This is a genomic window from Roseivirga seohaensis, from assembly GCF_001592945.1.
Classification (GTDB): Bacteria; Bacteroidota; Bacteroidia; order Cytophagales; family Cyclobacteriaceae; genus Roseivirga; species Roseivirga seohaensis.
The window spans coordinates 1-25,775 of record NZ_LRPB01000001.1; the positions used below are offsets into that span (position 1 = coordinate 1).

26 protein-coding genes are annotated in these 25,775 nt (G+C 39.3%); 12 read left to right on the plus strand and 14 right to left on the minus strand.

The genetic code is table 11. The features are described 5' to 3' along the window. From AWW67_RS00005 to rpmH, 7 genes are all read right to left on the minus strand, one after another. On the minus strand, positions 1 to 480 hold a 480-nt coding region (locus AWW67_RS00005), incomplete at its 3' end, for a DUF2480 family protein (RefSeq protein ID WP_062299343.1). Then, complete coding sequence (gene tsaB / locus AWW67_RS00010) at positions 480 to 1,166, minus strand: tRNA (adenosine(37)-N6)-threonylcarbamoyltransferase complex dimerization subunit type 1 TsaB (RefSeq protein WP_053222726.1); 687 nt, start codon at positions 1,164 to 1,166, stop codon at positions 480 to 482. The genes tsaB and AWW67_RS00005, both read right to left, overlap by 1 nt. 33 nt (positions 1,167 to 1,199) lie before the next feature. After that, on the minus strand, positions 1,200 to 2,003 hold the full coding sequence (locus AWW67_RS00015; protein ID WP_176699969.1) for a sulfite exporter TauE/SafE family protein: 804 nt from the start codon (positions 2,001 to 2,003) through the stop codon (positions 1,200 to 1,202). 48 nt (positions 2,004 to 2,051) lie between these two features. Further along, entirely contained in the window at positions 2,052 to 3,707 is a 1,656-nt protein-coding gene (locus tag AWW67_RS00020) for a S41 family peptidase (RefSeq protein ID WP_062299347.1), read from the minus strand. A 163-nt stretch (positions 3,708 to 3,870) separates the two neighbouring features. Continuing rightward, the gene (locus tag AWW67_RS00025; protein ID WP_053222728.1) at positions 3,871 to 4,167 is read right to left on the minus strand and encodes a YtxH domain-containing protein; all 297 of its coding nucleotides are present in this window, start codon (positions 4,165 to 4,167) and stop codon (positions 3,871 to 3,873) included. Between the two features lie 163 nt (positions 4,168 to 4,330). Continuing rightward, positions 4,331 to 4,708, minus strand: coding sequence for a ribonuclease P protein component (gene rnpA, locus AWW67_RS00030; protein WP_062299349.1), 378 nt, complete (start codon positions 4,706 to 4,708; stop codon positions 4,331 to 4,333). Between the two features lie 59 nt (positions 4,709 to 4,767). Next, the gene (gene rpmH / locus AWW67_RS00035) at positions 4,768 to 4,926 is read right to left on the minus strand and encodes a 50S ribosomal protein L34 (RefSeq protein ID WP_062299350.1); all 159 of its coding nucleotides are present in this window, start codon (positions 4,924 to 4,926) and stop codon (positions 4,768 to 4,770) included. A gap of 212 nt (positions 4,927 to 5,138) precedes the next feature. On the opposite strand from rpmH, the gene AWW67_RS00040 reads away from it, so the two are divergent. From AWW67_RS00040 to AWW67_RS00060, 5 genes are all read left to right on the plus strand, one after another. Then, positions 5,139 to 6,809 carry a M61 family metallopeptidase gene (locus AWW67_RS00040; protein WP_062299352.1) on the plus strand — a complete coding sequence of 557 codons (1,671 nt, stop codon included), beginning with the start codon at positions 5,139 to 5,141 and terminating at the stop codon, positions 6,807 to 6,809. Between the two features lie 65 nt (positions 6,810 to 6,874). Then, positions 6,875 to 7,741 (plus strand): cyanophycinase, encoded by an 867-nt coding sequence (locus tag AWW67_RS00045; RefSeq protein ID WP_062299353.1) that lies wholly within the window; start codon positions 6,875 to 6,877, stop codon positions 7,739 to 7,741. Between the two features lie 72 nt (positions 7,742 to 7,813). Then, the gene (locus AWW67_RS00050; RefSeq protein ID WP_062299355.1) at positions 7,814 to 8,431 is read left to right on the plus strand and encodes an IMPACT family protein; all 618 of its coding nucleotides are present in this window, start codon (positions 7,814 to 7,816) and stop codon (positions 8,429 to 8,431) included. A gap of 144 nt (positions 8,432 to 8,575) precedes the next feature. Next, positions 8,576 to 10,795 (plus strand): hypothetical protein, encoded by a 2,220-nt coding sequence (locus AWW67_RS00055; protein ID WP_141655341.1) that lies wholly within the window; start codon positions 8,576 to 8,578, stop codon positions 10,793 to 10,795. Positions 10,796 to 10,928: 133 nt separating this feature from the next. Beyond that, positions 10,929 to 11,516, plus strand: coding sequence for a hypothetical protein (locus AWW67_RS00060; RefSeq protein WP_053222734.1), 588 nt, complete (start codon positions 10,929 to 10,931; stop codon positions 11,514 to 11,516). Positions 11,517 to 11,624: 108 nt separating this feature from the next. On the opposite strand, the gene AWW67_RS00065 is transcribed toward AWW67_RS00060, so the two are convergent. From AWW67_RS00065 to AWW67_RS00095, 7 genes are all read right to left on the minus strand, one after another. Next, positions 11,625 to 13,991 carry an ABC transporter permease gene (locus AWW67_RS00065; RefSeq protein ID WP_062299358.1) on the minus strand — a complete coding sequence of 789 codons (2,367 nt, stop codon included), beginning with the start codon at positions 13,989 to 13,991 and terminating at the stop codon, positions 11,625 to 11,627. Between the two features lie 162 nt (positions 13,992 to 14,153). After that, complete coding sequence (locus tag AWW67_RS00070; protein WP_062299359.1) at positions 14,154 to 15,095, minus strand: DUF4097 family beta strand repeat-containing protein; 942 nt, start codon at positions 15,093 to 15,095, stop codon at positions 14,154 to 14,156. Between the two features lie 135 nt (positions 15,096 to 15,230). Next, positions 15,231 to 16,229: a hypothetical protein gene (locus AWW67_RS00075; RefSeq protein WP_062299361.1), complete on the minus strand. Its 999-nt coding sequence runs from the start codon at positions 16,227 to 16,229 to the stop codon at positions 15,231 to 15,233. 112 nt (positions 16,230 to 16,341) lie between these two features. Further along, positions 16,342 to 18,228, minus strand: a complete 1,887-nt coding sequence (locus AWW67_RS00080) for an AAA domain-containing protein (RefSeq protein ID WP_071387019.1) — start codon at positions 18,226 to 18,228, stop codon at positions 16,342 to 16,344. 607 nt (positions 18,229 to 18,835) lie between these two features. Continuing rightward, positions 18,836 to 19,201 (minus strand): dihydroneopterin aldolase, encoded by a 366-nt coding sequence (gene folB, locus AWW67_RS00085; protein WP_260311176.1) that lies wholly within the window; start codon positions 19,199 to 19,201, stop codon positions 18,836 to 18,838. Positions 19,202 to 19,204: 3 nt separating this feature from the next. After that, positions 19,205 to 20,068 (minus strand): DivIVA domain-containing protein, encoded by an 864-nt coding sequence (locus tag AWW67_RS00090; RefSeq protein WP_062299362.1) that lies wholly within the window; start codon positions 20,066 to 20,068, stop codon positions 19,205 to 19,207. Between the two features lie 12 nt (positions 20,069 to 20,080). Beyond that, the gene (locus tag AWW67_RS00095; protein WP_062299364.1) at positions 20,081 to 20,992 is read right to left on the minus strand and encodes a WD40 repeat domain-containing protein; all 912 of its coding nucleotides are present in this window, start codon (positions 20,990 to 20,992) and stop codon (positions 20,081 to 20,083) included. Positions 20,993 to 21,065: 73 nt separating this feature from the next. On the opposite strand from AWW67_RS00095, the gene AWW67_RS00100 reads away from it, so the two are divergent. The 7 genes from AWW67_RS00100 (at position 21,066) to AWW67_RS00130 (ending at position 25,716) form a co-directional block, all read left to right on the plus strand. After that, a complete protein-coding gene (locus AWW67_RS00100) occupies positions 21,066 to 21,686 on the plus strand; it encodes a 4'-phosphopantetheinyl transferase family protein (RefSeq protein ID WP_062299366.1) in 621 nt (206 codons plus the stop codon). Positions 21,687 to 21,788: 102 nt separating this feature from the next. Next, positions 21,789 to 22,142 (plus strand): hypothetical protein, encoded by a 354-nt coding sequence (locus AWW67_RS00105; protein WP_062299368.1) that lies wholly within the window; start codon positions 21,789 to 21,791, stop codon positions 22,140 to 22,142. A gap of 32 nt (positions 22,143 to 22,174) precedes the next feature. After that, positions 22,175 to 22,747 carry a hypothetical protein gene (locus AWW67_RS00110; protein ID WP_062299370.1) on the plus strand — a complete coding sequence of 191 codons (573 nt, stop codon included), beginning with the start codon at positions 22,175 to 22,177 and terminating at the stop codon, positions 22,745 to 22,747. Between the two features lie 609 nt (positions 22,748 to 23,356). Continuing rightward, a complete protein-coding gene (locus AWW67_RS00115) occupies positions 23,357 to 23,881 on the plus strand; it encodes a DinB family protein (RefSeq protein ID WP_062299371.1) in 525 nt (174 codons plus the stop codon). 9 nt (positions 23,882 to 23,890) lie between these two features. After that, positions 23,891 to 24,547, plus strand: a complete 657-nt coding sequence (locus AWW67_RS00120; protein ID WP_062299373.1) for an HAD family hydrolase — start codon at positions 23,891 to 23,893, stop codon at positions 24,545 to 24,547. A gap of 160 nt (positions 24,548 to 24,707) precedes the next feature. Further along, the gene (locus tag AWW67_RS00125; protein WP_062299375.1) at positions 24,708 to 25,133 is read left to right on the plus strand and encodes a hypothetical protein; all 426 of its coding nucleotides are present in this window, start codon (positions 24,708 to 24,710) and stop codon (positions 25,131 to 25,133) included. Positions 25,134 to 25,212: 79 nt separating this feature from the next. Further along, positions 25,213 to 25,716, plus strand: coding sequence for a hypothetical protein (locus AWW67_RS00130; protein WP_062299376.1), 504 nt, complete (start codon positions 25,213 to 25,215; stop codon positions 25,714 to 25,716). The last annotated feature ends 59 nt before the right edge of the window (positions 25,717 to 25,775 follow it).

Below are 25,775 nucleotides of genomic sequence, written 5' to 3' on the forward strand. Positions count from 1 at the left end.
ACATGCCTCTCCGTACATGAGTGACCTAACTACTGGCTGAAGTAAAGTAGTAAGTTCTATAAAAGCAGATTCTGGGATCGGTAAATCACCACAACCTTTTATCACTACGGGACGACTTTTCAATTCTTCAAGATTAATTTTTGAAAGCGCTTCTTTGAAAAGGGCATACTCAAGTACATCAAGTCCTCCAAATACGACTTTGTTGGCGTATGGCTGAAGTCTTGTTGTCAATAACATGTAGGCCCAAGTAGGTACGATTGCGTCTTCAGAACAAAACAACGCGATATTTTTCCCTTTATATAAAGACCAATCATGATCTTTAACAAAGACTCTAAAATCCTTCTCTTTTAAAATTAATCCTTGAAAGAGGTGTTGGGCAATATCATACCTCACTCTTTCTCCTTTATGATAGTAATCCTCAAGGTCGATGGTGACGATTGAACTATTTGCTACGCGATTAACAATTTCTTTTTCTTCCATTATAAAACTCTTTTTGGTTTGGTTGCCACAAAGTCTTTTAAGTAGAATGGCTCGAAATAAGCCACATCTTCGAAATCACCTTTGAGAAATGCTTGGTTTGCTAACATCCCTACGCTCCAGGCGGAAGGTGTTATGTTCTCTATAAAAACGGCATTCGACACATTATTTTTTAAGTCCTTGAACTTTCCAGCTCCATTTCCGAAGAACAACATTTGATTTTGCATCAGCGTTTCATGAAAAGAGTTTTCTTCAAGAATTTTAGCGGAAGTTTTTTTCAACTCATTGAGTTTCCCATCATACAAAGCCGTGTACACCTCCATTCTTCTGGCGTCAATCATTGGGCATAGCAATGCTCCGCTGTGATTTTGACGATTCACTTCATTGGCCATTGCCAACAATGTATTGACAGCTATAAGCGGTTTATCTAAAGCGTAACAAAGTCCTTTAGCGGTTGAAACTCCAATTCGTAACCCAGTATATGAACCTGGGCCCTTCGAGACGGCTATTGCATCCAACTCGGACATTTCCATTCCGACTTGTTTCATTATTTGCTCAATAACCACTGTTAGTAGAGTGGAGTGAGATTTTTCAAGAAACAGTTTCTGACTCGCCAAAGTGTTTCCATCAGTAGTTAAAGCTACTGAACATACGGTTGTAGACGTTTCTATGCTTAAAATTTTCGGCACGGATTCTTAGATAAAGTGATTATAAAGTGTTTTTCAGGAGAGAAGTTGAATCAACTTATCAATAATTACTACTCCTAAAAACGACACAAAGATATAACTGATGGTTCGATTGGAAAGCTTTCTGGCAATTCTTACTCCATAAGGAGAACCGATGACCACACCAAAAGACAGTACAAGTACCAAAGGCCAAACCACATACCCTATATTTTGCCCTTCAATATTTACGGTTGGTTGTGCTATTAAATTTGAGATCGTCATTACCATCGAAGTAATAAATATCACACCAAGGGAGATAGACTTGGCTTTTCTCATACTTTGCTTCAAGCGTAAGTTAAGAATTGGAATAATTACAACTCCCCCACCAAGCCCCGACAGGGCAGATATACTTCCTGCCAAAGCACCGGTTACTCCAAGTTGCCCGTTTGTTGACTTCTTTTCCTTATTCTCACTATCAGAAGTACGATTGCTCTTTAGTGTTCGGAACACGATAAAAGACATCAGTAGAATAATAACCATATTGAATTTATCGCGCTGATACCAATCCGTTTGAACAATGAACTGTAAAACCAAAAGTGAGATGACTGTACCGAAGAACCCGACTATCAAAACTTCCTTCCAAAAGAATTCCTTCTTTATGATAAGCGCTACATTTCCTGATAACGCAGCAAACATGGTTCCGACTAAAGAATTAGCAATGGTAAACTGAACTATTTCGGAATCTGGATACCCCATATTCACTAAGACATACGGTAACACAAGAATGTACATGACTCCTCCGCCAACTCCGATAAGGCCGGCCAAAAAGCCGCCCAGCAACCCCATTAAAAACAGGAGCATAAATTCAATCATTCAGTGGGGATATAATAAGAGGTGATTTATTTAAAGTTAGTTTCCTGCCAAGGTTCTTTCGTACAAGCTTTGGTTTGAAAGCAACTCAAGTGCCTTACTAAGATCGAGGTCATTTTCAAAAGAAGCGAGAAGACGCCCTTCTTCTAAGTATGTTCTCATGACAAATTCCTCTTTTAGCAATTGTTTAATTTCTGTTTTTGCCAGCTCGATATCGTTGGATCTACTGTGAGCCATTTTAGCCTCTAAAGCCGAAAGTTCAGTACTGATATTTTCCAGTCCTCCTGTTTCTTCAGCTACTTCCTTAAGTTTTCTAAGTTGGATTTCTAAAGGGCTAGAATAATCGAATTCTTGACTAGATGCCCAGTTTTTAAAATCATTAAAGATCTGGTCGGTAATTTTAAAATCTTTAATACTGGTTATGGAATCAAGTTTTACCGCGTAGGCATTTCCAAATTTGAGTAACAAATTTTCTGAAAGAATACCTTTGGTAACTGGAGCGTAGTCCTTTCTATCTACCAAAATATCAGGATCAATCCCTCCGCCATCATACACTGGCCTCCCATTTTTTGTACGAAAAAGAGTTTTTAGCGAGTCTGCTACCTTACCCACGCTTCCGTCTTCATTTCGATGTGTGTAGTCAAGTGCCTGTATACACCTACCGCTAGGTGTGTAGTATTTTGCAATTGTAACTTTCATTTGGGAATTGTATGAAAGCGGTAAGGTTTGCTGAACTAGGCCTTTTCCATAAGATTTTTGACCAATCACCACTCCTCTGTCATAATCTTGCATTACCCCAGCAACAATTTCAGCTGCCGAAGCACTCATGCTTGAAGTTAAAACCACCAAAGGGATTTCTTCATCCGTTGAGGTATTTAGTGTTTTATAGGTTGCGTTAGTTTCCTCGAGTTTACCTTTTGTTGTAACTACCAATTCACCTTTCGGAATGAATATATTAGAAATATTTACCGCTTCGCTTAGTAGACCGCCAGGATTACCTCGCAAGTCCAAGATGATTTTAGAAGCCCCTTGTTTCTTCAATTCCCTTAAGGCAGCTTTAACTTCTTTCGATGCATCAGGAGTAAAGCCTGTTTGTTTAATAAGCCCAACATCGGTACTGACCATTCCAAAATAAGGAACATTTGGCAAGTCTATTTTTTCCAAACCGACAGTAAAACTGAGTTTACCCACATTTTCGCGGAGCACCTCAATAGCTACCTTTTTTGAAGCCTGTCCTTTAATGTATTCACTAGCTCGGTCGAATTTCCCCTTTACATCCAGACCATCGATTGATATGATTTCATCACCACGTTTTAGGCCTGCTTTATCGGCAGAAAAGCCTTTATCTGGCATAACAATCATCACTTTTCCATCTAAAAAAACCACTTGCGCGCCTATACCACCATATTCACCTGTGTTTTCGGTGCGCACATCTTCAATCTCATCTTCAGAATAATAATTAGTATAGGGATCAAGCTTGGACAGCATACCATCAATTCCATTTCTCATAAAAGTATTGGGATTGATGTCATCTACATATTTAGCATTCACCTCCTTAAACATAGTGGCGAAAATGTCGAGGTTTTTAAGAATCTCGAAATACTTATCATTCTGAGGTGCAGTAAATGACCACAGACCGAAAACCATCACTGCTGAAAGTGCCAGATACCTTTTCTTAAACTTGACCTTTGCCATACACTGTTTTTGTTGATTTGCATTACAACGGAGAAATACTACTCTTGTTTATTCTAATTGCTTATTTGGCTGAATGCCTCAATATATGGCTTAGTGACTAGAAAGCATAAAAAAACCCAAGCGAAAGGCTAAGGTTTTATATGTGTATTAAAATCTTGATGGATTAGGCGTGAAGTGCTTTGCTTGCTTTATCTACACCATTTTTTGTTTTCTCCGCAGCAGTTTCTAGAGAAGCGTTATACTTTCCTTTTGCTGTTTCTAAAGTTTCAGCGTACTTCTCTTTTGCTTTATCTACTTGTTCAGATATTGCTTCATTGGCAGAAGAAGCCAGCTCCTTAGTTCCTTTTGCAATTTTTTTACGCGTTTTCTTTCCGCTATCTGGCGCCATCAAAACACCTGTAATTAATCCTGCCGCTGCACCTGCTACTACTCCCGTTATTATTTTTGCTGTATTATTCATGTTCTAAAAATTTAAGTTAAGTGTAATTGATTTTCGCTTAACTATATAGAGAATAACGTACCAATACTTAAAAAGCTCACTCAAGCCGATTAAACACCGATTTTAAATCAAAAAAGAAAATTAAGTGTGTATATACCTCTACACCACTGGGGAGTTTAGCGCACTAAATGTGTATTTTAGCGAGTTGAGCAATCAATTTCCTCATTCTGAAATCGATCATTTTTGAGTCGTGAATTTCTTTGCCCGTATATACTAGCCCAATCAATAACGAAGGAGTTGGCTGATCTTCGGTCTGAAAAAGACGGTGTTTATTTAAACGATAGGCCTCTTTTACCCTGCGTTTAATCAGATTTCTATCAACAGCATTTTTGAATCTTCGCTTAGCTACAGAAACCAAAAATTGATTGACAGGTTTTTCGGGGAGATAAGGCAAGTACATTACCTTAAAAGGGTACAAATAAAAAGAGGAGCCTTTTTCAAAAAGCTCCTGAATTAGTTTTTTGCTATGCAATCTTTCCTCTTTCGGGAAGTTGTATGTCAATTTGGTAGTTTCTATGACTTAGAGGTTCTAAATGAACAAAACCTCAACCTAGGAAAAGATTACCTCTTGCCCTTTTTCTCGTCAGAAACAGTCAGCTTATGTCTGCCTTTAGCTCTTCTGCTAGCTAAAACGCGTCTACCATTAGCCGATTCCATTCTTGCTCTGAAGCCGTGCTTGTTCTTTCTTTTTCTCTGCGAAGGTTGGAATGTTCTTTTCATTATATTTTAAATTCTTTTGATCTGTTCCAAAAAGGAATGCAAAGATAGGTAGCTTTTTTTGATTTGCCAACGTCAGTTTTAAATTGTTTGATATTAATGCTAATTCGCTTGACAAGGGGCAAAAGTAGCGATTCCATCGCTATTCACACCGATGTAGTAAAGTAAATCTAGGTTCAAATTGATATTATATTTAGGTACTTTATATTTCGGACATGCAATATTCAATCTCATACACCAACCCTAATCGGCATATCATTGACATTACACTCAAACTAAGTGAGGTCAACTGCGAAGAACTGAAACTATTCTTACCCTCATGGCGACCTGGGCGCTACACCATTCAAAACTTCGCGAAGCATATTCTTAACCTGAAAACTTATGATGAAAATGGTGTTGAATTAAGATGTGAGAAAGTAAAAAAAGACCAATGGCGTGTTGCAGCAGGTTCTTCAAAAACAGTTGAAGTAAAATACAGCTATTATGCATTTCAGATGGATGCAGGTAATTCATGGCTTGACGATGAGCAACTTTACCTCAACTTTATCAATTGCCTGATTTATGCCGAAGAGCGATTGAATGAAAAATGCGAATTGGAAATTCATGTTCCCATGGGTTACCAATTCGCTACGGGCTTGACGCAAATAGGAGCTCGGAAATTTGAGACTGACAGTTTCTATCATTTAGTGGATAGCCCGCTGGTGGCAGCCAAAAAGATCCGGAAAATTGAATACCAAGTTTCTTCGACTACATTCTATTTATGGATTATTGGCGAGCTGCCAAGAACAGATGATGAAGTGATTCGGGACTTCCGCAAGTTCACAGAGCTTCAAATTGAAGTAATGGGTGAATTCCCTTCTCCTGATTACCATTTCATTTATCAGTGTTTGCCCTACGAACATTACCACGGAGTAGAGCACTGGAATTCTACCATGATTACGATTGGTCCTGCCGCAGAATTAAAACACCGCGCTCTTTATAAAGAGTTTCTAGGCGTAAGCAGCCATGAGCTCTTTCATACATGGAATGTGATTAGGCTTCGACCTAAAGAAATGACGCCTTACGATTTTCAGCATGAAAATTACCATGAAACGGGTTTTATCACCGAAGGAGTGACTACCTACTATGGTGATTTGTTTTTAAAGCGAAGTGGAGTTTTTAGTCTCGAAGAATACCTTGGAGAACTGAACAAACTACTGGAGCGACATTACCTCAATGAAGGCAGAAATAACATGTCCGTAGCAAGCTCATCGTTCGACTTATGGCTAGACGGTTATGAGAAAGGTGTGCCTGGAAGAAAAGTATCTATATATAATGAAGGCGCTCTATTGGCTTTGATTCTCGACTTGAAGATTCGATTGCGTACTGGACACCAAAGGAGTTTGGATGATGTAATGCGTTTGATGTGGCAAAGGTTTGGGAAGAACCAAGCAGGGTACACTTACCAAGATTACCAAAATGTATGTGAGGAAGTTTACGGGGCTTCTCTTAAGGATTACTTTGAAAATTACGTTTCTGGCACCTCCCCTCTTGAAAATGAATTGAAGGAATTGCTTCCTCAGTTTGGATTGAACTTCAAACTAAAGCTTGCTGAAAAACTAGAAGAGAAAATCTACGGATTGAAATTAGTAGAACAAGATAGTCGGTATTTTATTGATGCTATTGCTGTAAATTCTCCGGCAGAGCAGGTTCTGAGTTTGAAAGATGAAGTTTTGAATTACAGCCCCGATTTATTCAAAAGTGAAAATAATATAGAAATTGACGTCAACCGGTTTGGAAGAAAACTGAAGGCAGAACTGAGTCCGAATGGTGCTAATTACTTGTCTGTTTACCAAGTAGAGAATATTAAAAGTAATGGTGAACTAACACGATGGCTGGGGAAATAAGCACAACAAACCGTTGGTAAAGGATTGATTGTTATGCAGCTAGGTTGACCCTACCTTTCATTCTTATGAAAAAAACCTACTCAGTATTACTCTTTAGTTTATTCATTTTTGCGCTTGGCGCTTGCTCCAAAACGGAGACAGCTTCTAAACCTGAAACCACATATTCTGGCGGAAAGCTCTTTATTATAGGTGGCGGCTCTCGACCTGCTTCACTAATTAATAGTATGATTGACGAATCGGGGCTTCGCGAAGGTGGTTATGCTTTGGTTTTGCCAATGGCTACTACATTACCCGACCGCGCTATAGAATCAGGAAAAAAGCAATTTACAGACAATGGTATTTCAGCCGTAGGCGCCATAAACTTTATTGAAGGCGAAACGCCTACTGAAGCTCAATTAGATTCCGTTCGGAACGCAAAACTGATTTATATTCCTGGTGGAAGTCAAAACCGCTTTATGGGTGTAGTGGCCGGTACGGAAATAGAAAAAGCGATTTGGGAAAGCTTTAACAAGGGAAATATGATTGCTGGCACCAGTGCTGGTGCGGCTGTGATGAGCGAAAAAATGATTACGGGCACGCAACTCTTACACCCTGACGATAGCGGATTCAAAGTAATAGAGCAGGGAAATACTGATTTGGCAGCTGGACTTGGCTTTATTAAAAATGCCATCATCGATCAGCACTTTGTAGTACGCAGTCGCTTTAATCGTTTACTGAGTTTGACTATGGAAAACCCGAATCTTAAATGTATTGGCATTGATGAATCCACAGCCATTGTGGTTTCGGGGAATAGCGCTAAAGTAGTTGGTTTGTCTCAAGTATTGGTGTTTGATGCACAAGGCCAAACTGCTCAATTACAAGGAACAAAGCTAGGCGCAAAGAATATCAATTTGAGTATCTATTTAAATGGAGACGAGTTCCGGCTGAACTAATTTTCTTAAGCTGACCAACTCTTTTTAGCCACTTTATTCAAGCAGACCAAAAATCTATTGCTAGTTTTGAGCATGAGTGCCGACTATTACAAAACCATATCTAAAACATCAGAAGCGCTTTATAAAGAAAAAGGCAGCAAGTTCTTGGCATTTGCTTTTCCCGTTCGGAACGAAGAAGAAGTGAAGGAAAACTTGGATGCCCTCCGCAAACAATATTATGATGCACGACACCATTGCTATGCCTATATATATGGTGTAAATGGAGAACATTACCGCGCCAATGACGATGGCGAACCCAACCATTCCGCTGGCGACCCTATTCTGGGCCAAATAAAATCGAAGGAGCTTACTAATACCTTGGTGGTAGTCGTTCGCTATTTTGGTGGCACCAAATTGGGAGTTGGCGGCTTGATTAGTGCTTATAAAATTGCTACTGCCGAAGCGCTAGATCTAAATGAAATCATCGAGAAGCCTATCACTCAAAGTTTCACTCTTTATTTTTCCTATGAAGAAATGAACGAGGTGCAACGTTTGGTTAAAGAGTTGGATTTAGAAATCGCCAAGCAGACCTTTGAAATTGCTTGTAGTATGGAAGTAGACGTACTTTTAAGCAAGGTTGAAATTTTCGAAAGTAAGGTCAAACTACTTCAAGACTTGAGTCATGATATTAAACTGACCTCAATCGATTAAAATCTTATCTGCCAATACCGCTTACAGCTTTTCGCTAAGCACAATAAAGTCAATCACTTATATTAAGTCCTAAGTTCGTTTTAAGCCTATTTTTCAGGTTGCTTAACTCAGAACGCAACAACCTTAGACTTTAAAATTTAGCGAATGGCATCCTTCTTCAATCGATTACGGTCAGTAAATCAATTACCAAAAGGCTCAAACTTATCTCAAACCCAACTCTTTATACGAGGCGCTTTTTACGGATTACTCCTGCTTTCACTGTCGTTCATGGTTATTGGTGGCCTATTTTTCAGAAATGGAATTTCGCCTTACCTGCAAATTCCAGTCTATATCATTGCTGGAATTTTAGGATTCTACCTTTTCCGATGGGTAGGCTCCGCTTTACACTTAATCGTGAAAGGTATTCCTACAATTGCCATTTCTTTGATTTTAGCCACCCTACTTACTTTTCACTTGGCCGATTACATGCGTTTTAGCTGGCCCGGAGCCTTGGTGCAAAATTCATTGATCATTGCCATTTTTGCCATGGTGCTTTTAGCGGGTTCGTTAATGAACCTCGTCCGAGGCAACCGTAACAAAGGTCTATATAGCCTTTTCGTCATAATTGCGCTGGCCATTATTGCTTATCCTGTCTACTTATTAATGGACGAAGGCTCGAACCCTCACCCTATAGACTTTGAGCAAACGAAAGTTCCTTTACTTTCAGAAATGGGAATTACTAACCCGGGAGAAAAAGGCACTTATGATTTCGATTATTTCACTTACGGAAACGGAACAGATGAGCGCAGGCCAGAATATGCGGAAGAAGTAAAATACAAAACAGAGACGGTTGATGCTTCGCTCATAATTCCAGAGTGGAAAGGAAAAAAAGCGAAATGGAGAAAGCGTTATTGGGGTTTTGGAATGAAGGAATTCCCCATCAATGGCCGCACATGGATGCCGAAAAAGAAAGGTAAGCTGCCTCTGGTTTTAATCGTTCACGGAAACCATGGCATGGAACATTACTCAGACCCTGGTTATGCTTATTTGGGTGAATTATTGGCCAGCAAAGGATTTATCACGGTTTCTGTAGATGAGAATTTCATCAACGGCACCTGGTCGGGTGATTTTGGAGGGAAAGAAATGCCAGCCAGGGCATGGTTGCTTTTGAAACACCTCAGCCAATGGAGGGCCTGGAACAGTAACGAAGCTTCTGACTTTTTCGAAAAAATCGACATGGACAACATCGTACTCATGGGCCACTCACGTGGTGGAGAGGCCGTTTCGATTGCTGCGGCTTACAACAAACTGAGTCACTTCCCAGATAACGCTTTGGTTGAATTCGATTTCAATTTTGGCATACAAGGTATTGTTGCCATTGCCCCTACCGATGCCCGCTATTTTAGAAGGTTGGATTTAGAAAACATCAACTTCCTTTCAATTCAAGGCGCTTATGATGCAGATGAAGCCAGTTTCTTTGGACTTCGTCAGTACCAACGCATTAGCTACACGGATTCTATTCATCGTATAAAAGTGGGTTTATATGCCAATCAGGCCAACCACGGTCAGTTCAACTCCATTTGGGGAAGACATGATTTTGGAGGAACTTCCAGCTGGTTTATGAATACGGCACCGCTCATTACGGGTGAAGAACAACGTCAAATTGCTAAAACCTATATTGGCGCGTTCACAGAATATGTTTTCAACCAAAAAACTGAATACGCTCCGCTATTTAATAATAGTGCGACTGCGAAAGACTGGTTGCCCGAAGTCGTTTATGTCAACAATTTTCAGGCTTCGGAAAACCAGATTTTGGTAGACTATGAAGAAGACATTGTTATGACTACGACCAAGAATGATATAGCTACTATTTCGGCTCAAAACTTAGACGTTTGGTACGAGCAAGATTTGAAAATGCGAGACAATGGTTTGCAAGGCACCAACGCAGCCATTATTGGTTGGAACAATGATTCTTGTACTGTTGAAAAGAGCTATACACTTAGCTTCAATGAACCAGTGTCGCTTGACTCCACTTCCACTTTGCTATTCTCATTTGCCCGGGCCGATGATAGCAAAATCAAAATGGAAGATAATGATGAGCTGAATTTCACCATTGAGCTTTTCAGCCAAAATGGAGATATGGTTTCTACTACACTTTCGGAACATAAAAAAATAGCACCAAAGATTAAGGTCAAATACATGAAGTTTAGGGCAATGAACGGCAGCTTTGGTAATAATTGGGAACTGGCCATGGAAACTTTCGAAATTCCTTTCTCAGACTTCTCCAACCTTGGTGATTTTGAATGGAGCAGCTTAAGACTGGTTTTCGATCAATCGTCTAAAGGCGTAATTGCAGTGGATAATATTGGTTACAGGGATAAATGAAAGAATGAATGAATGGTTTAAGGGATAAATGAACTAGGGGATTAAGGAAAGAATGGAGGAATTAATACATCAGGCAGTTAATGAGTTGGGGAAATGAATTAAATTCGCCCAAATAATATAACCTGATTTCAACATGAAATTAATCTTAACCCTAGGGTTTATGCTAATCCTGAATCTAGGCTTTAGTCAAAATGTAATAGAGTGGAGCCCAGAGTATAAGTTGAAGTTAACAGATTTTAAATCGCCAGAAACAGAAATCAATAATCAACTTAGTGGTTACACGTTATTCCCTGGTACGAATATCGATTTTTCTTTTCAGATGAGTTCTTATGCTTTTATGTTTAAGAAGAACTTCAACGATAAAGTGAGTACTACTTTCAATAGAGACTTAGGTGCAATTATAGCTCCCGATTCAACTATTGCAAACCAACTAGTGGAGTTTGGGCAATATAGCTTTGACTTAACCGAACTCTACTCCAGGAAGTTTAGAAAGGAGATTTATGAAAACAAAGGTGCTTTCTCCGATATCAGCTTTTATCAACCTATTCTTAAAAAACTTCAGCTAGAAATGGATGCTGAAAACTCTAGAATGTTAAAATCCACAGAGTTTGGTAAGGATTTAGAATTGTTAAAAATAGAACATAAGAAAGTGTTGCTCGAAATTGAGTCATTCGCTGATTTTTGCAAGGAATGCAAACCTCCAAAAAAGAGAAAGAAATAAAGGAACAGATTCGGTTTTACACCTTAACCCATTCCTTCACTTCTCTTCTCATTCCAACATTAATTCATTATTTCCTTCTTTTATTAATTCACTCATTCTCTCATTAGCTTACTCACTTCTCAATGATTTTACTGGGTTTGCCAAAGCTGCTCTTCTGGCTTGGTTAATGACTACTGCCAAAGCAAACAACAAGGCCACCACTCCGGTCAATACAAAAATCCACCAATCAATTGAAGTTCGAATTGGATAGCGCTGCAAATAACTATCGAGCAAGAAATAAGCAACAGGAGCCGCTACAGCAAAAGCAATAAGCACAAGCTTAGCAAAGTCGATAGACATCAATCCAACTAAATTACCCACCGAAGCACCTAAAACCTTTCTGATTCCAATTTCTTTAATGCGCTGTTCGGCAGTGTAGGAAGCCAATCCGAAAAGGCCAAGGCCTGTGATGAAAATTGTGAGACCCGCAAAAAGCATAGAAAGCTCTCTTGTGAGGTTGATTTCCGTATACTTTCTTTCAAAATCTACATCTACAAAACGTGATTCAAATGGGTAGGCAGGGTTGTGCTTTTCAAAAATCTCTTGCACTGTATTCATCGTTCCTGATAAATCATTGGTGGCACTTAACCGAACAGTTATGGCGCTAATCCATTCAGGATCCATTACCATGAACAATGGCCGCACCTCATCATAAGGTGAACCCATTAATACATTGTCAATTACCCCAATCAAGGTTCTTTTTCCACCCCATAAATCTAATTGTGTTCCAATAGGATCTTCAAGCTCCATCAAATCAAGTGCTGCTTTATTAACGATAATGGCGCTAGAGTCTGACGCAAACTCTCTCGAGAAATCTCTTCCATAAAGCATTTCGGCACCTATGGTTTTTGCATAATCATATTCCGTGGCAATGGTTACAAAAATCACCCTTTGACTTTCTGGTTTTCCCGGCCAACCTAAAAAGTTGTTTGAATTTATACTGGTTACATCACTATTTGAACGTGTAATGGACTCCACAACTCCAGAGGCCAACAAATCATTTTTCAGCACATCATAATTTTCTGCTAGGGCATCGGTATAAGGCACGGTAATTAGCCCTTCTTGATTGTAGCCCAAATCTCTATTCTTTGCCAAGTCAATCTGCTTTACAATTACAATGGTGCTGATGACCAAAATTACCGCAAAACCAAACTGCAGCATTACCAAAACCTTTCGTGGTGTGTTGGCATTCTTCCCAATATTCACTTTCCCTTTTAAGGTTTTAACAGGGTTGAAAGAAGATAAATATAAGGAGGGGTAACTTCCTGAAATCACACCAGTAAGAAATATTATGGCCAATGCAAAAAGCCAAAACTCTGAAGAAGCATAATCGATTGAAAGTTTCAGGTCGACCAAATTATTATAGGCAGGCAAGGCTAATTGCACTAAGAAAAGCGCCAACACGAAGGAGATCAATGAAATAACAAGCGATTCTCCATAAAACTGAAAAATCAGTTGCGATCGGGTGGAACCCAAGCTTTTCCGCACCCCAACTTCTTTTGCTCTTCTTTCGGAACGAGCAGTAGCCAAATTCATGAAGTTAATGCAAGCGATAATAATGATGAACAATGCGATCACCGTAAACAAAGTCACGTATTCGTGCATTCCACCCGATTCTTTCCCATTTTCGAAACTTGTGTGTAGCCTCCAGCGCAACATTGGGTGAAGAAAAAACGCACGGGGCATGTCGTCTTGTCCGTTTTCGGTGAGAATATCTTTAATACTGGCCTCCACTTTATCTTCAGAAGCAGCGTCTGTCAGTTCCACATATACCTGAAAAGAATAGTTTCCCCAGTTGGTTGTATTATTCCTTACCCATTCTTCTATGGCTTCTCTATGTTTCCATGGAATAATGTAATCGAATTGAAAGGAAGAGTTTTGAGGAACATCTTTAAACACCCCAGTTACTTTTAATGTACTGGCATCGTCTAACCGCACTAATTCTCCAATTGGGTCTGCACCTTTAAATAGCAGGTCCGACAGCTTTTCTGAAATTACTATAGAAGCAGGTTCATCCAAAACCTCAGTGCGATCACCCATGACCATTGGGAATTCGAACATTTCTAGAAATTCATTACTAGCGAAATAGCCACGCTGCATTAATCGGGTTTCGCCTACAGTCAAAAGCCTATTGCCTCCCCAGCCAGTAACTGCCGAATTAACAATATTAGCGTCCGCATTTTTCATGGCCTCATAGGTAGGCAATGGCACCGAGTTCCAACTATTGATGGTTCCGTTGAAATCGGCATTGACCCAAACCTGATAAAGGCGATCTGCTTTAGGAATGAATTTATTGAACGAGGTTTGGTTTTTCACCCAAAGTAGAATGAGAATGCTACAGGCAATACCAATTGAAAGACCAGAAATATTAATAAATGAGTAGAGGCTATTCCTACGCAAATTGCGCAGGGTAACCAAAATGAAGTTTTTGAGCATTTTGACCGTTGTTTTGAGGTAATGTTTGTTTAAAGACTTAAAAAGTAAGTGAGCGTTACACTTGGTCTTTATTTTTTTTGAAAATCGCCCAACCAAAGCGATTAAAATAAGAATTGAACCAACAATCCTTATTATCAGATTGTTGATTCAAATAATTTGATATTAGTCCCTCACTGCAGCTCTACCTGAGCCTGAGCTAATTTTAACTAATATGTTTTTGTTTCCTACTTTGGCTTCTTTCACGTAGCGTCTTCCTTTTTCAGAAGTTCTATCGAAGCTAAAAGGTGCTTGAATACTATTTTTGGAAGAAGCTTCCATTATAAATTCACCTGCAATTTGGCTACCATTGAAATCCAGTGTAGCATTTCCCGATCCTGTTCCAAGAGTTAAATCATAATCTAAAGCCGAAGAAAGTTCAACCTCTACATTACCAGAACCTGTGCTAAAGCGAGAAGCACCTTTGATCGCAGCACCTTCTACAATCACATTACCGCTACCCGAACTCATTTTAAATACCCCCGAAACATCTCTTAATCGAACATTTCCAGAACCAGTATTCATATCAGAATCACCTTCAGACCTGTCGACTCTAATGTTTCCAGAGCCTGTATTTCCATTGTGGGTGCCTTTGATATTTGAAAATTCCAGATTGCCAGAACCGGTATTTGAAGAAACTGTACCCTCCAAATCGCTGATGTTTATATTGCCTGAACCAGACTTGGCCGTTACGTTAATGTTCACGCCCGAAACTTCTATGTTTCCAGAGCCTGTTTTGAAATTCAAGTCAATTCCATTCGGAACCTCCAAAGTCCATCTAGCGTACCCTCTGTTCCAACGGCTTCTTTCAAATTTCTCTTCCACTCTTAAAGAAGATCCGTTTTGCTCGAAAATGGGCTTATAAATATCTTCATCGAAAGTGTATTCCACAGTAACGGTAACTTCATTATTGTCGCTTCTTTTTATGGTTCCATTTCCTGAGGCGGTAGAAAGGTTAACATTTTCAATTCCTGAAAAAGTTTTAGTGATTCTTTCTTGACCATAAGCCGCTGTAGTAAATACTAAAGCCAAAAAAGCTAAAATTGAGATTTTAAGTGATTTCATCATGTTTGTTGTTTGAGTTTTCCGAAAGACTACCTACTTATATGTGGGGTTGCACGAGATTAAAAAAATGATTCAAAAAAAATGAGACCACCCTATTGAGCGATCTCATTCTACATTGACCTGTATATTTTGAGTTAATTACTTGGCAGGGGCCGGAGCCACTTGTGAAGGAGCAGGAGTTGGTGGCACCGTTATAATTTGACCTAAGGCCGCGTCCACCTGATCTAAAACACTTTGAGGTACTTTATTAGCGATTAAAGTGGCTTTTAAAGCCAAAAGATTTTGTGCCGAAGTTGTCTTTAGTTGTTGCTCATTGGCCTGATTTTGCAAATCGAACTCTTGCTTTTTTTGAGCGATCATTTGATTGGCTGATCCTGTAAAAATAGATTCAACCGCAGAAATCAATCGGTTTAAAATTCGGTAAACCAAGCTAGCAGAAAAACCACCCAAAATGGCCAAAATTGGTTTCAGTAAATAAGTAGCTGAATCTAATGCCATTGTTGAATCCTTGGTTTGCTCATTTGGCCCAATAAACACTACGAATAACTCTGAAAGTAAAATACCAGCTACAATTCCCAGTACATATCTTGACCAATAAGTTGATGAATACTTGGTATCGAAGGTGCCTGCGCTGATGTAATTGTTCATTTCAAACAAGGCATAAAAGCCTGCCCCTACACTTGCCGCAGACATTAGAAATAAAAATCGTACAGCCTGACTCCAGCCCCCGCCTTGTAACATGCTCATTTGAATGTTATCGATGCTCACTAACCCAGACAAACTAGTGAGAATGAGGGATATCAGCGAAAGAATACAGAGCACCATAAACTGCCTTACAATGGGCAAAGGACCTAAAAACTTAAAGCGGTTGATGGAAGCTTTATTCTTAGCAAACAAAATTAAAGTACCGGGCAAAGCAGGCTTCACCTGTTCGGCCAAATAGTTATAGACTCCTATTAGCGTGGCACTATCTAAAGTCTTCTCATCTTGTTCTAATGGTGCTACCTGTTGCACATCGATTTGCTTGCCATTCTTCAAAACATAGTCGAACATTATTCGGCATTCATGATAAATTGAGCCTTTGAGGGTTTCGTTTTGGGGTACTGGAATGTCAGTAGATGGTTTTTCTGGTTCCATGGTTTTGGTTTTAGATTTGGTTGATTCTATAAATATAGAACATTAAACAATTCTACATATTATTATTCTGACCAAACATTAGAATAAAAAACCAAAATATGTATTTCAACCCTTAATTGTAAAGAAATTCGAAGGCACTTTTGTAGCCACCGATGCTTTGCACGTAATCAAGCACAGCATTATAGAAAGTATCCTTTCCCAAAGTGGCCGAATCGCCTACTACTACCAACTTTGATTTGGCTCGAGTGATGGCTACGTTCATTCTGCGGTACTCCTTCAAAAATCCGATTTCGTTTTTATCATTTGAACGAACCAAACTGATGAAAATCACATCGCGCTCTTGGCCTTGAAAAGCATCTACCGTATTTACCGAAATATCTTCTTTAAATGGATCTAGTAATTCTTCGGCATGAAGTAAATCGCGAAGTAACTCGATTTGTGCTTTATAAGGCGCAATAATTCCGATACGTTGTCCTTCTGTAACCGACTTACTCAAAAGCTGTATGACGAGTTTTGCTTCTTCTTCGTTATAAGTGCTAAGCGTTTCCTTCTTCACTTTTTCCGAAAAACCACAACCAGCGGTATCGATAAACTCAAACCTCGCTCCTTCCAACTCACTGTCTCGAAGCAAAATTTCTGGCGCTACTTCCAATTTGCCTTCATAAAAATAGTCGCTGGAGAATTTCATGATGTGCGGATGCATTCGGTATTGGGTTTCCAACATCACATCACTTTTTGTGCGTTCTATCGCCTTTTTGAAAAGCGTTTCTTCCAAACCATCTTTTCCAGCTTGAAGTGATTTCACTGTGGGAGGCAATTGTAAGTGATCTCCCGCCATAATTACGCGGTAGGATTTCAGAATTGGAATCCAACAGGCCGGCTCTAGCGCTTGACTGGCCTCATCAATGAATACAGATTTAAAAACCCGATCGCGCACTAGAGGGTGCGTAGACCCAACCAAAGTACAAGCCACCACTTCTGCCCGCCCCATCAGGTCTTCTGTAATTTGCGATTCAATTCTATCGGCATCTTGGCGAAGCAAACGTGATTCTTTCATGAGTAAATCACGCTGAAGTTTTTCCTCTCGCCCGAACTGGCGTTTATACTTAGTTCCTAGCTTTCTGTATTCTTCCGACTTCTTTCTTACCTCTCTTAATTCTTTAAAATAGTTGTGTTTGGAAATTTTCACATCCAAACTATTCTCAATTACTTCTGGAGTTAATCGGGCAGGATGCCCTAAGCGCAACACATCTAAACCGAGATTATCGAGTTTCTCTACGATCAAATCCACAGCTGCATTACTTTGTGCGCAAACCAATACTTGCCGCTCGGTTTTCACTACTTCTTTTATGGCATTAACCAAAGTAGTGGTTTTTCCCGTACCTGGAGGGCCGTGAATAATGGCTACATCGCGCGCATGAAAAATATTGGTAAGCGCTTCGTTTTGTTTGGCGTTTAGGTTTACCGACTGATATTCAAAGCCCGATTTGAATTCTGCAGGTTTAGCTCCATACATTACTTCTCGTAAGTCCGCCACTCTACCTGTTTCGGCTTTAAGCACTAACTCCAAAGCACGATTCATCTCGCGGTAAGAGCCTTCATCAAAAAGTAAGTTGACCCCGATTTTCCCTTGCTTCAACCAATCTGGAAGATCGCTTACGTTCAAGGCCACACGCATTTTTTCCCGCCTCAGAAAACTAATTACACCAGAAACCGCTTCGGCTTCATTTCCATGACCTGAAAAAACACTGACTACCGCCCCCACCTGAAAAGAGTGATTTTGATCTAAATGTGTAGTGCGATCAAGTTCTAACGTATAGCGTTCGCCAGTTCCTATGTAGCGATTCATCAACTGCACAGGGTACCAGGTTACGCCTTGTCTTCTACGTTCTTCGATGGATGTATTGAGCATTTTTCGCTCATATTGAGCGTAATCTTCATCTTTTTCAACCTTTAATAATTGTATCAGATGTTGAATGGATTTTTGGGCTTCGGTCAAAAGGATAAGCGTTTTGTTTGGGAGGGTAAAGTTAGCTGATTTAACCACAGAGGGCACAAAGCATAGCAAAGTTTAAGTATAATCGTCACTGCGAGAAACAAGTCAGGCGTTAGCCATGAGTTGTGACGAAGCAGTCTCTCATCTAGAAACTGTGAGATTGCTTCACGTTTATTTATTCACTTCGATAAACATTAGCAGGTTCGCAATGTCGGAGAGGTTTTAACCCCAGAGGGCACGAAGAAACGCAAAACGTAAAATAGGATCGTCACTGCGAAACTCAGGCCATGCGTTAGCAATGGGCTGTAACGAAGCAGTCTCTTCATAAAAAATTGTGAGATTGCTTCACGTTTATTTATTCACTTCGATAAACATTAGCAGGTTTGCAATGTCGGAGAGGTTTTAACCGCAAAGGGCACGAAGAAACGCAAAACGTAAAATAGGATCGTCACTGCGAGACGCAGGCCATGCGTTAGCAATGGGCTGTAACGAAGCAGTCTCTTCATTAAAAACTGTGAGATTGCTTCACGTTTATTTATTCACTTCGATAAACATTAGCAGGTCCGCAATGACGGAAACGAGGGGAATTTACTTCATACTGGCTAAACTACTAGCTTCTTGCTCTTTCCAAAGTAACTTTTGATTTGGCGCAGATACCGCCAAAAGGCGGATTGTGTTTGGCTACGCTTACTTTCACTTCTGAAACTGATGAAAATCGTTCAAAAATGTTCTCAATGATTTCTTGGCCTAGTTTTTCAAGTAGTTTGGCTGGAGTGGCCATCCTGTTTTTGACAATCTCATAAAGCTGAACGTAGTCAACGGTACCAGATAAATCATCTTGCTGAGCCGCCTTCTCAAAGTTGGTAGTCACCTCTATATCCACAGAATAACGATTCCCGATTTTGCGTTCTTCCTCATAAAAACCATGATAGGCATAGAACTCCATGCCCTCTAAGGCTACTTTATCGGTATTCACAGCTTAATCGTTTCGGTCGAAAAATGAGCCTTTCTTATCTTCTGTGGGGGCTGGCGCAGCGGCATTTTTAGGTGTTTCATCTTGATAAACATTAGCACCAAGAAAACCCTCTGCAGATTCGTTGGCCTCTTCTTCAAAATCTTCCGAAACATCAGCCAAATCTAGATTAGACAAATTTTCATCAATCGGTTCTTCTTCAACCTCCTCTATAACTACCTCAGCTGCTTTTTCAGGAGCTTTGGCCGCCATTGTTTCATTTACTGGTTTTTCTTCACCCCCGAAGCTTCGCGGGCTTTCGTTTACCTCTCTGCTAAATTTTTTGGCTTCCTTTAAAATCGGTTTAATGTCTGCCGGAAATTCCTCGTGTCTCTTAATCTTCTCGAGAATATCAGAAGTTAACATTTTTAACTCCGCCATCATTGAATTTTTATTGGCGCTCAGGCTCTTGAACACTTGTTCCAACTGTCGGATTTCATCCTCCATGTCTTCTACAATTTCACTGGCTCTGTTCTCAGCGTCTTCAATAATATTTTTAGCTCTACTTTTGGCTTCGCTCATTAAAGCGTCTGCTTTCATTTCAGTTTCCTTCATGTGTAGTTCAGCCGTTTTGGTGGCATGCTCTATCATGTTGGCGCCTGTGTCTTCTGCCGTTTTTAGGGTTTTGAAGAGTGAATTTTCCACTTCGCGAAGCTTCTGCACTTCTTTTTCAGCAGCCTCCAATTTATATTTTAGTTCCTTAGCTTGGTCTTGAAGTTTCTCCCACTCCACCGACAGGGATGTTAGAAAAGCAGTTACTTCATCTTTATCGTAACCGCGAAAATTCTTTTCGAAAACCTTTTGCCTAATTTCTAAGGGTGTAATGTTCATTGTTTGGAAAAATTAAAATTTGATGTCCCAGATGGAAATACTACGGTCATCACTGGCCGAAATTAATAGGTTGTTATGAGCAGTCCAAAGCAGCTTGTTTACAGAGGTTCCATGACCCGCATGCCGTGCTTTGTCTATAACTTTTAGAAGTTGGTAAGTCGAGGCATCCCAGACCTTTATAGACTTATCCATGCTACAAGTTACAAAATGTTTGTTATCAGGACTAAATTCAATATGGTTTATTGCATACATATGGGCTGCAACGGACTCCTTAAGGGTATAACCGTCTATAACATCCCAAATTTTCAACTTCGCATCCCTACTTCCACTGATTAAGAAACGTTCATCGGGGCTGTATCGTACCGAAAAAACCGAAATTTTGTGTGCATCAATTTCATGCACCAATTTCCAATCTCTTAATGAAAACACCCTTATTTTATTGTCGCTATAACCAACAGCCAAATGACCACTGAGTTCTGAAACGGCTAGCGTTCGTGCGCTTTTTTCTGAATTACGAATGACATGTATGGTCTCAAGAGTTTTGATGTCTAGAATATGCACTTCGCCATTTCCTTGGGCTACAATGATTCTGTCTTTCAATACCTTTATATCGAAAATTGCCGCTGCGGAAAGTTTGATCGAACCCAATTCCTTTTTATTCTCCCAGTCAATAATGTGCAAGCCATCCATATTTTGACCAACGATAAGCGCATTTCTTTCTGGGTAATAACACAACGCATACACCGAATTAGGCACTTTGGCAATCATTCGACCTGTTTCCATATCATTCAAATCCCAGAGCGCTACTACGCCATCTGCTCCAGCTGAGAAAAACTGGTGTGATTCAGGACCAGGCGCCAGTGTATAAACACAGTCTTGGTGTCCGCCTACGGTATTCAGTTTTTTGACGCTTACTTGTGTCATAGGTTTTTAAAACAATTATCTTTCGCGTTGATACAAAACTAAGTATTCAACCTGCTAAGCCAATTAATAATTCATGCCTTTATTTCTAAAAGCAAATATTACAGAAGAAGTTTGCTTCGCGATATGGAAAATTGAAGAATCGGAAGCCGAACTGACCCAGCTTTACCAACCCAGCGTAGCAGAAAGCGAAGTATTGGCCAGTTTCAAAGTAGAGATAAAAAGAAAAGAATGGCTTTCTGCCCGCTTGGCATTAAAAGCACTTTTCCCCGATCAAGACTATGAAGTGAACAAAGATTCCTTCGGCAAACCGCACATTAGTCTAGAAGGCGTTGAAATTTCAATTTCCCATGCAAAAGGTTATGGTGCTGCGGCCTTTAGTTCAACAGGTCCAATTGGTATTGACATTGAACACGACCGCGATCAGATTACCCGCATTGCCCATAAATTCCTCCACCCTACTGAAAAGCCGTGGGCTGAAAACCGAGTAGATAAGCTGACCCAAATTTGGTGCGCTAAAGAGGCTTTATACAAGCTGCATGGCCGTACTCAACTTATTTTTGCCGACCAATTGGTGGTAGGTCAACCCAATTTACAGCAGCAAGCCAGTGGGCAAATTATAGAAAGTGGTATTAGTTCAGTGTTTAATGTTCAATGGTTAAAAGAAGCTGACTTGAATTGCTGTTTGGCTTATTGAAAGGAGAAGGAATTCTATTGCTATAAATAATAGCATAATATTCCCTACATTAGTCATTCTGAACTTGTTTCAGAATCCGTCCATTCAAAAGCATAAAGCCTTATGAAAAACCAAAGCATCTCAAACCTCAAAAGCACACTCGCCATTCCTTTGGCACTGATTACAGTACTTGTCCCTTTCTCACTATTTATTAGCTGGAACATGGCCAGCATGGTTGTTTTTTGGTTTGTAGTAATTCCTTTGGTAAGCCATCTGATTCCGAGAAAAGTTTTTAAAAGCACTAACCCAATGAAGGAATCCATTATTGGGCTGACCATTTTTTATACTCTTATGAGCTTTATGATTTACGAGCACAGCGACTTTTTACAGCTGATGCTGATCAGCTTTGTGGTTAATCTATTGGCCCTCTTTTTTATTCAGCTTGATAAAAAAGTGAATAGAGAGGTTGTGGGGTAGGTTTGGAGTAGTTTTCACACAAGTTTAGAATCATGGCACAATGTAAATTATGTCTTCAAGACAGGGAATTAAAAAGGTCGCATATAGTTCCAGAATTTATGTACCTAGGAATATATGACAAAACTCCTAGGAGATTCTATGAAATGAAAAATAGTGGCAAAGAAATTAAAAGTAGAATTGAACAAAAAGGCAAACGAGAATACCTTTTATGTGAAGAGTGTGAGTCAAAATTGAGTAAATACGAAAAATATGCAGACGAAAACCTATATGGTAAAAATCAAAATGGAAAAGCCGCTCTAATAAAACAGTCAATGACATCAGATGGTCGAACTTTCCTTTATGAATTTGAGCGCTTTGAATATCATTCAATGAAATTGTTCTTAGATTCCTTACTCTGGCGACTTTTGGTTTCTAAGTCATTTCCCACTCCCGAATATTCACCAGACCTAAAGGAAAAACTTCGATTATCCATTTATGACGAAATTCCATTAGAGGAGAATGAGAACCCTTGTTTAATCCAGTCAGTTATGACTGCCTCAGGTAAAATACTCAAGGGGTTTATTTTATCTCCAATAGAAAAAAAAGTGACGAACGAACAATTTTAAGTATTCTAATTGATGGTTTTGAATACAATTTTTATATCTCCGATAGAATACCCAAAGATGAAATAAATCCATTTCTTCAAAAAAACGGTAACTTAAAGATTATTGGGAGATTAATATATGATATGCCTGATCTTATTAAAATAATCAAAGAAATGATGTATCATTTACGAGAACGATTAAAAGAATAAATGTCACCTTCCGCAGGTTCTCCGATTCTCCGATTTATCTGCCCTTAGGCAGCACCTGTAACACCATATGACCGCAAGGACTCTGTTCGTTTTATTAAGAGCCATTCCCTTATCTGCTCTACTGAAAAACCCCGAAGTCTCGGAGCCTACGGAATGACTTAACGCTGGCTTGAGTGTATAAATAAATGAACTAAGAAAGGTTTAGTCTATTTGCCGTTTTGTTTTTGGTGTAATGCGGACAGGGCCTCCTAGGGATCATAGTAAGCCGCAAATTTGGAAAACCTGCGGCAGTTGACAATAAATAATGCCTAAGTTAATAGCCTAACATTACTTAAATTCGCCTCAATCGTCCTGTCTCCTTCAATGAGTTCTATTAATTTGGAGGGAGGGGAAATTCAACCTGAGTAAAAGGATCATAAAAATGGAATTCGATTTAGAGAAGACAATAAGTATTTTATCCCAGACCCCTTCTACTTTAGCAGCTATGCTAAATGAACTACCAGACGAATGGCTACAAAAAAATGAAGGCGGAGATTCATGGAGTCCTATTAATGTAATTTCTCACCTGATACATGGTGAACAAACAGATTGGATAGAAAGGGTTAAGATTATTTTATCTGATGAAAAAGAAAAGAACTTTAAAACCTTTGATAGAGCAGCTTCGATACAATCAAATGGTGATAAATCTATAAAAGAACTCACTGCTGAGTTTAACTATCAAAGAAACCAAAGTTTAGACTACATTAAGTCACTTCATTTGAGCGATAAAGATTTTTTAAAAACCGGAGTCCATCCTGAGTTTGGTGAGGTTACTTTAAAACAACTCCTTGCCACATGGGCTGTACATGATTTAGGACATATTGCACAAATATCTCGAGTTATGGCAAAACAATACACACACGAAGTAGGCCCTTGGATTAACTACTTAAGCATTTTAACAAGGTAATATAATCACATGAAAGCGATTATTTTTGATATGGATGGGGTCATTGTTGATTCTGAAAAACTTTGGTCTCAAGCAGAAAGAGAAGTATTTGGTTCATTAGGAGTTCAGGTTACCAATGACTTAAGTATACTTACACAAAGCATGACCACTACTGAGGTTACCAAATTTTGGTACGAACGATTTCCTTGGCTGCACAAAAGCGAGGAAGAGGTGGAACAAATGGTAATAGCCAGAGTAATACAACTCATTAACGAAGAAGACTGTGTTATTTCAGGTATCAAAAATTTCATGGAGAAAATCACAAAAGAAGGCTTCAAAATTGGTGTAGCAACCAACTCTCCCTATAGTATAATTCCCGCAGTATTAAGAAAAGCCAACATCTCACATTTGGTTGATACCATTTCTTCTGCGGAGTTTGAAGAAAATGGCAAGCCACAACCAGATGTATATCTTAATGCTTTGAAAAAGCTGAACTTAACTGCCGATCAATGTATTGCTATAGAAGACTCTAATTCAGGCATAAGAGCCGCCAAAACAGCTGGATTAAAAGTAATTGCCTTCAGTAAATATAGCAGTATGATTGTAGAAGAAACATATCTTGAAGTTCAATCATTTGAAGACATTGATTTCAAACTATTACCGAGCAGCAGCCCTGCCAGAACGTAACGTTCATCATTAAGTATGCTAAGCAAGGCTTAGCAATTTTACTTTGGTATACTCCGGAGAGAGTCCTAGGGATCGCTTTTATCATTCTCAATTTCTGACCATATGATTTTGATAAACTAAAAGGCTATTATTTCTTTGCCCAAAACAAAAAACCAGCTTTATGTTTAAGAAGCAACTACTATCTATCTTTACAATATTTATTCTATTTAGCTCCTGTACTTCAGATGACGACCCAAGGGACAATTACCCTCAAACCAGAGATATTTCAATGTCCGTGTTTTCAACAGACGATGAAAGAATGTCCGACATTACCTTCAGCATAAATGGTAGTGGAATAGAAATCTCTGACTTTTCAAGCAGTGATTCCCACTTACCTTTCAGTAGGAATTACCGCAATAAAACTATCCCTTTTTTCACAAAATTAAATATCACCTATCGTGACAATTCAGGTGGAGCTGTGGGTGTTCCTTTTGAGCCTTATAACATTACCCTTCAGATTCGTGTAGATTCTGAGGTCAAAGTTGAGAAAGAGATTACCATTACCGAGTCGGGCACTGTTGATTATGTAGACTTTACCTTTAACTGATCTGGGTTAATAAGATAATTAAAAGCCATTGATAATTGTACTAGCCAACCTTATTCAGCCCCCTCGTGTCTAAACAGGCATGAAGAAGCTACTTGCAATAACACTACTCGTTTCAATTCTTTTTTCATGTGGAAAGGTAACCCCATCTAGAGTGTATAGGGAGTTTAAAGAAGAAAGTAAACTGGATTTTATAGCACATCACCCTGGAGACCCGCAAATACCTGTAGTTTCAGAGGGAGAAAATCTGGTATTTAAATACACCTATGTACACGAAGAAGATGAGGATATTGCCGATGATGAATTGTTTGAGTATTTCTATTTAGAAATACCCAAGGGCAGTACTTCATTTGCCTATAACAGTACTCATCCAGAAGAGAATAAAGTGATTAATGTAGCTTATCGAAGATCTTGTTTTTGCGGTTTAAGTGAATACACTTTAGAGAAAGCGATTGTCTCAGCTTCAAAAACTGATGATAACCACTGGCAGATTTCTTTTGATGTCATCTTTAAGGATGAAAACGATCAAGAGTATTCATTAAAAGACAGTGGAAAATACACTCTTAATACTGATGAGTATTTTTGATAAATAAGAATTCAAAAAAAATGTCCTGAACCAAAAGTAGGTCCAAGACATTCGTGAAA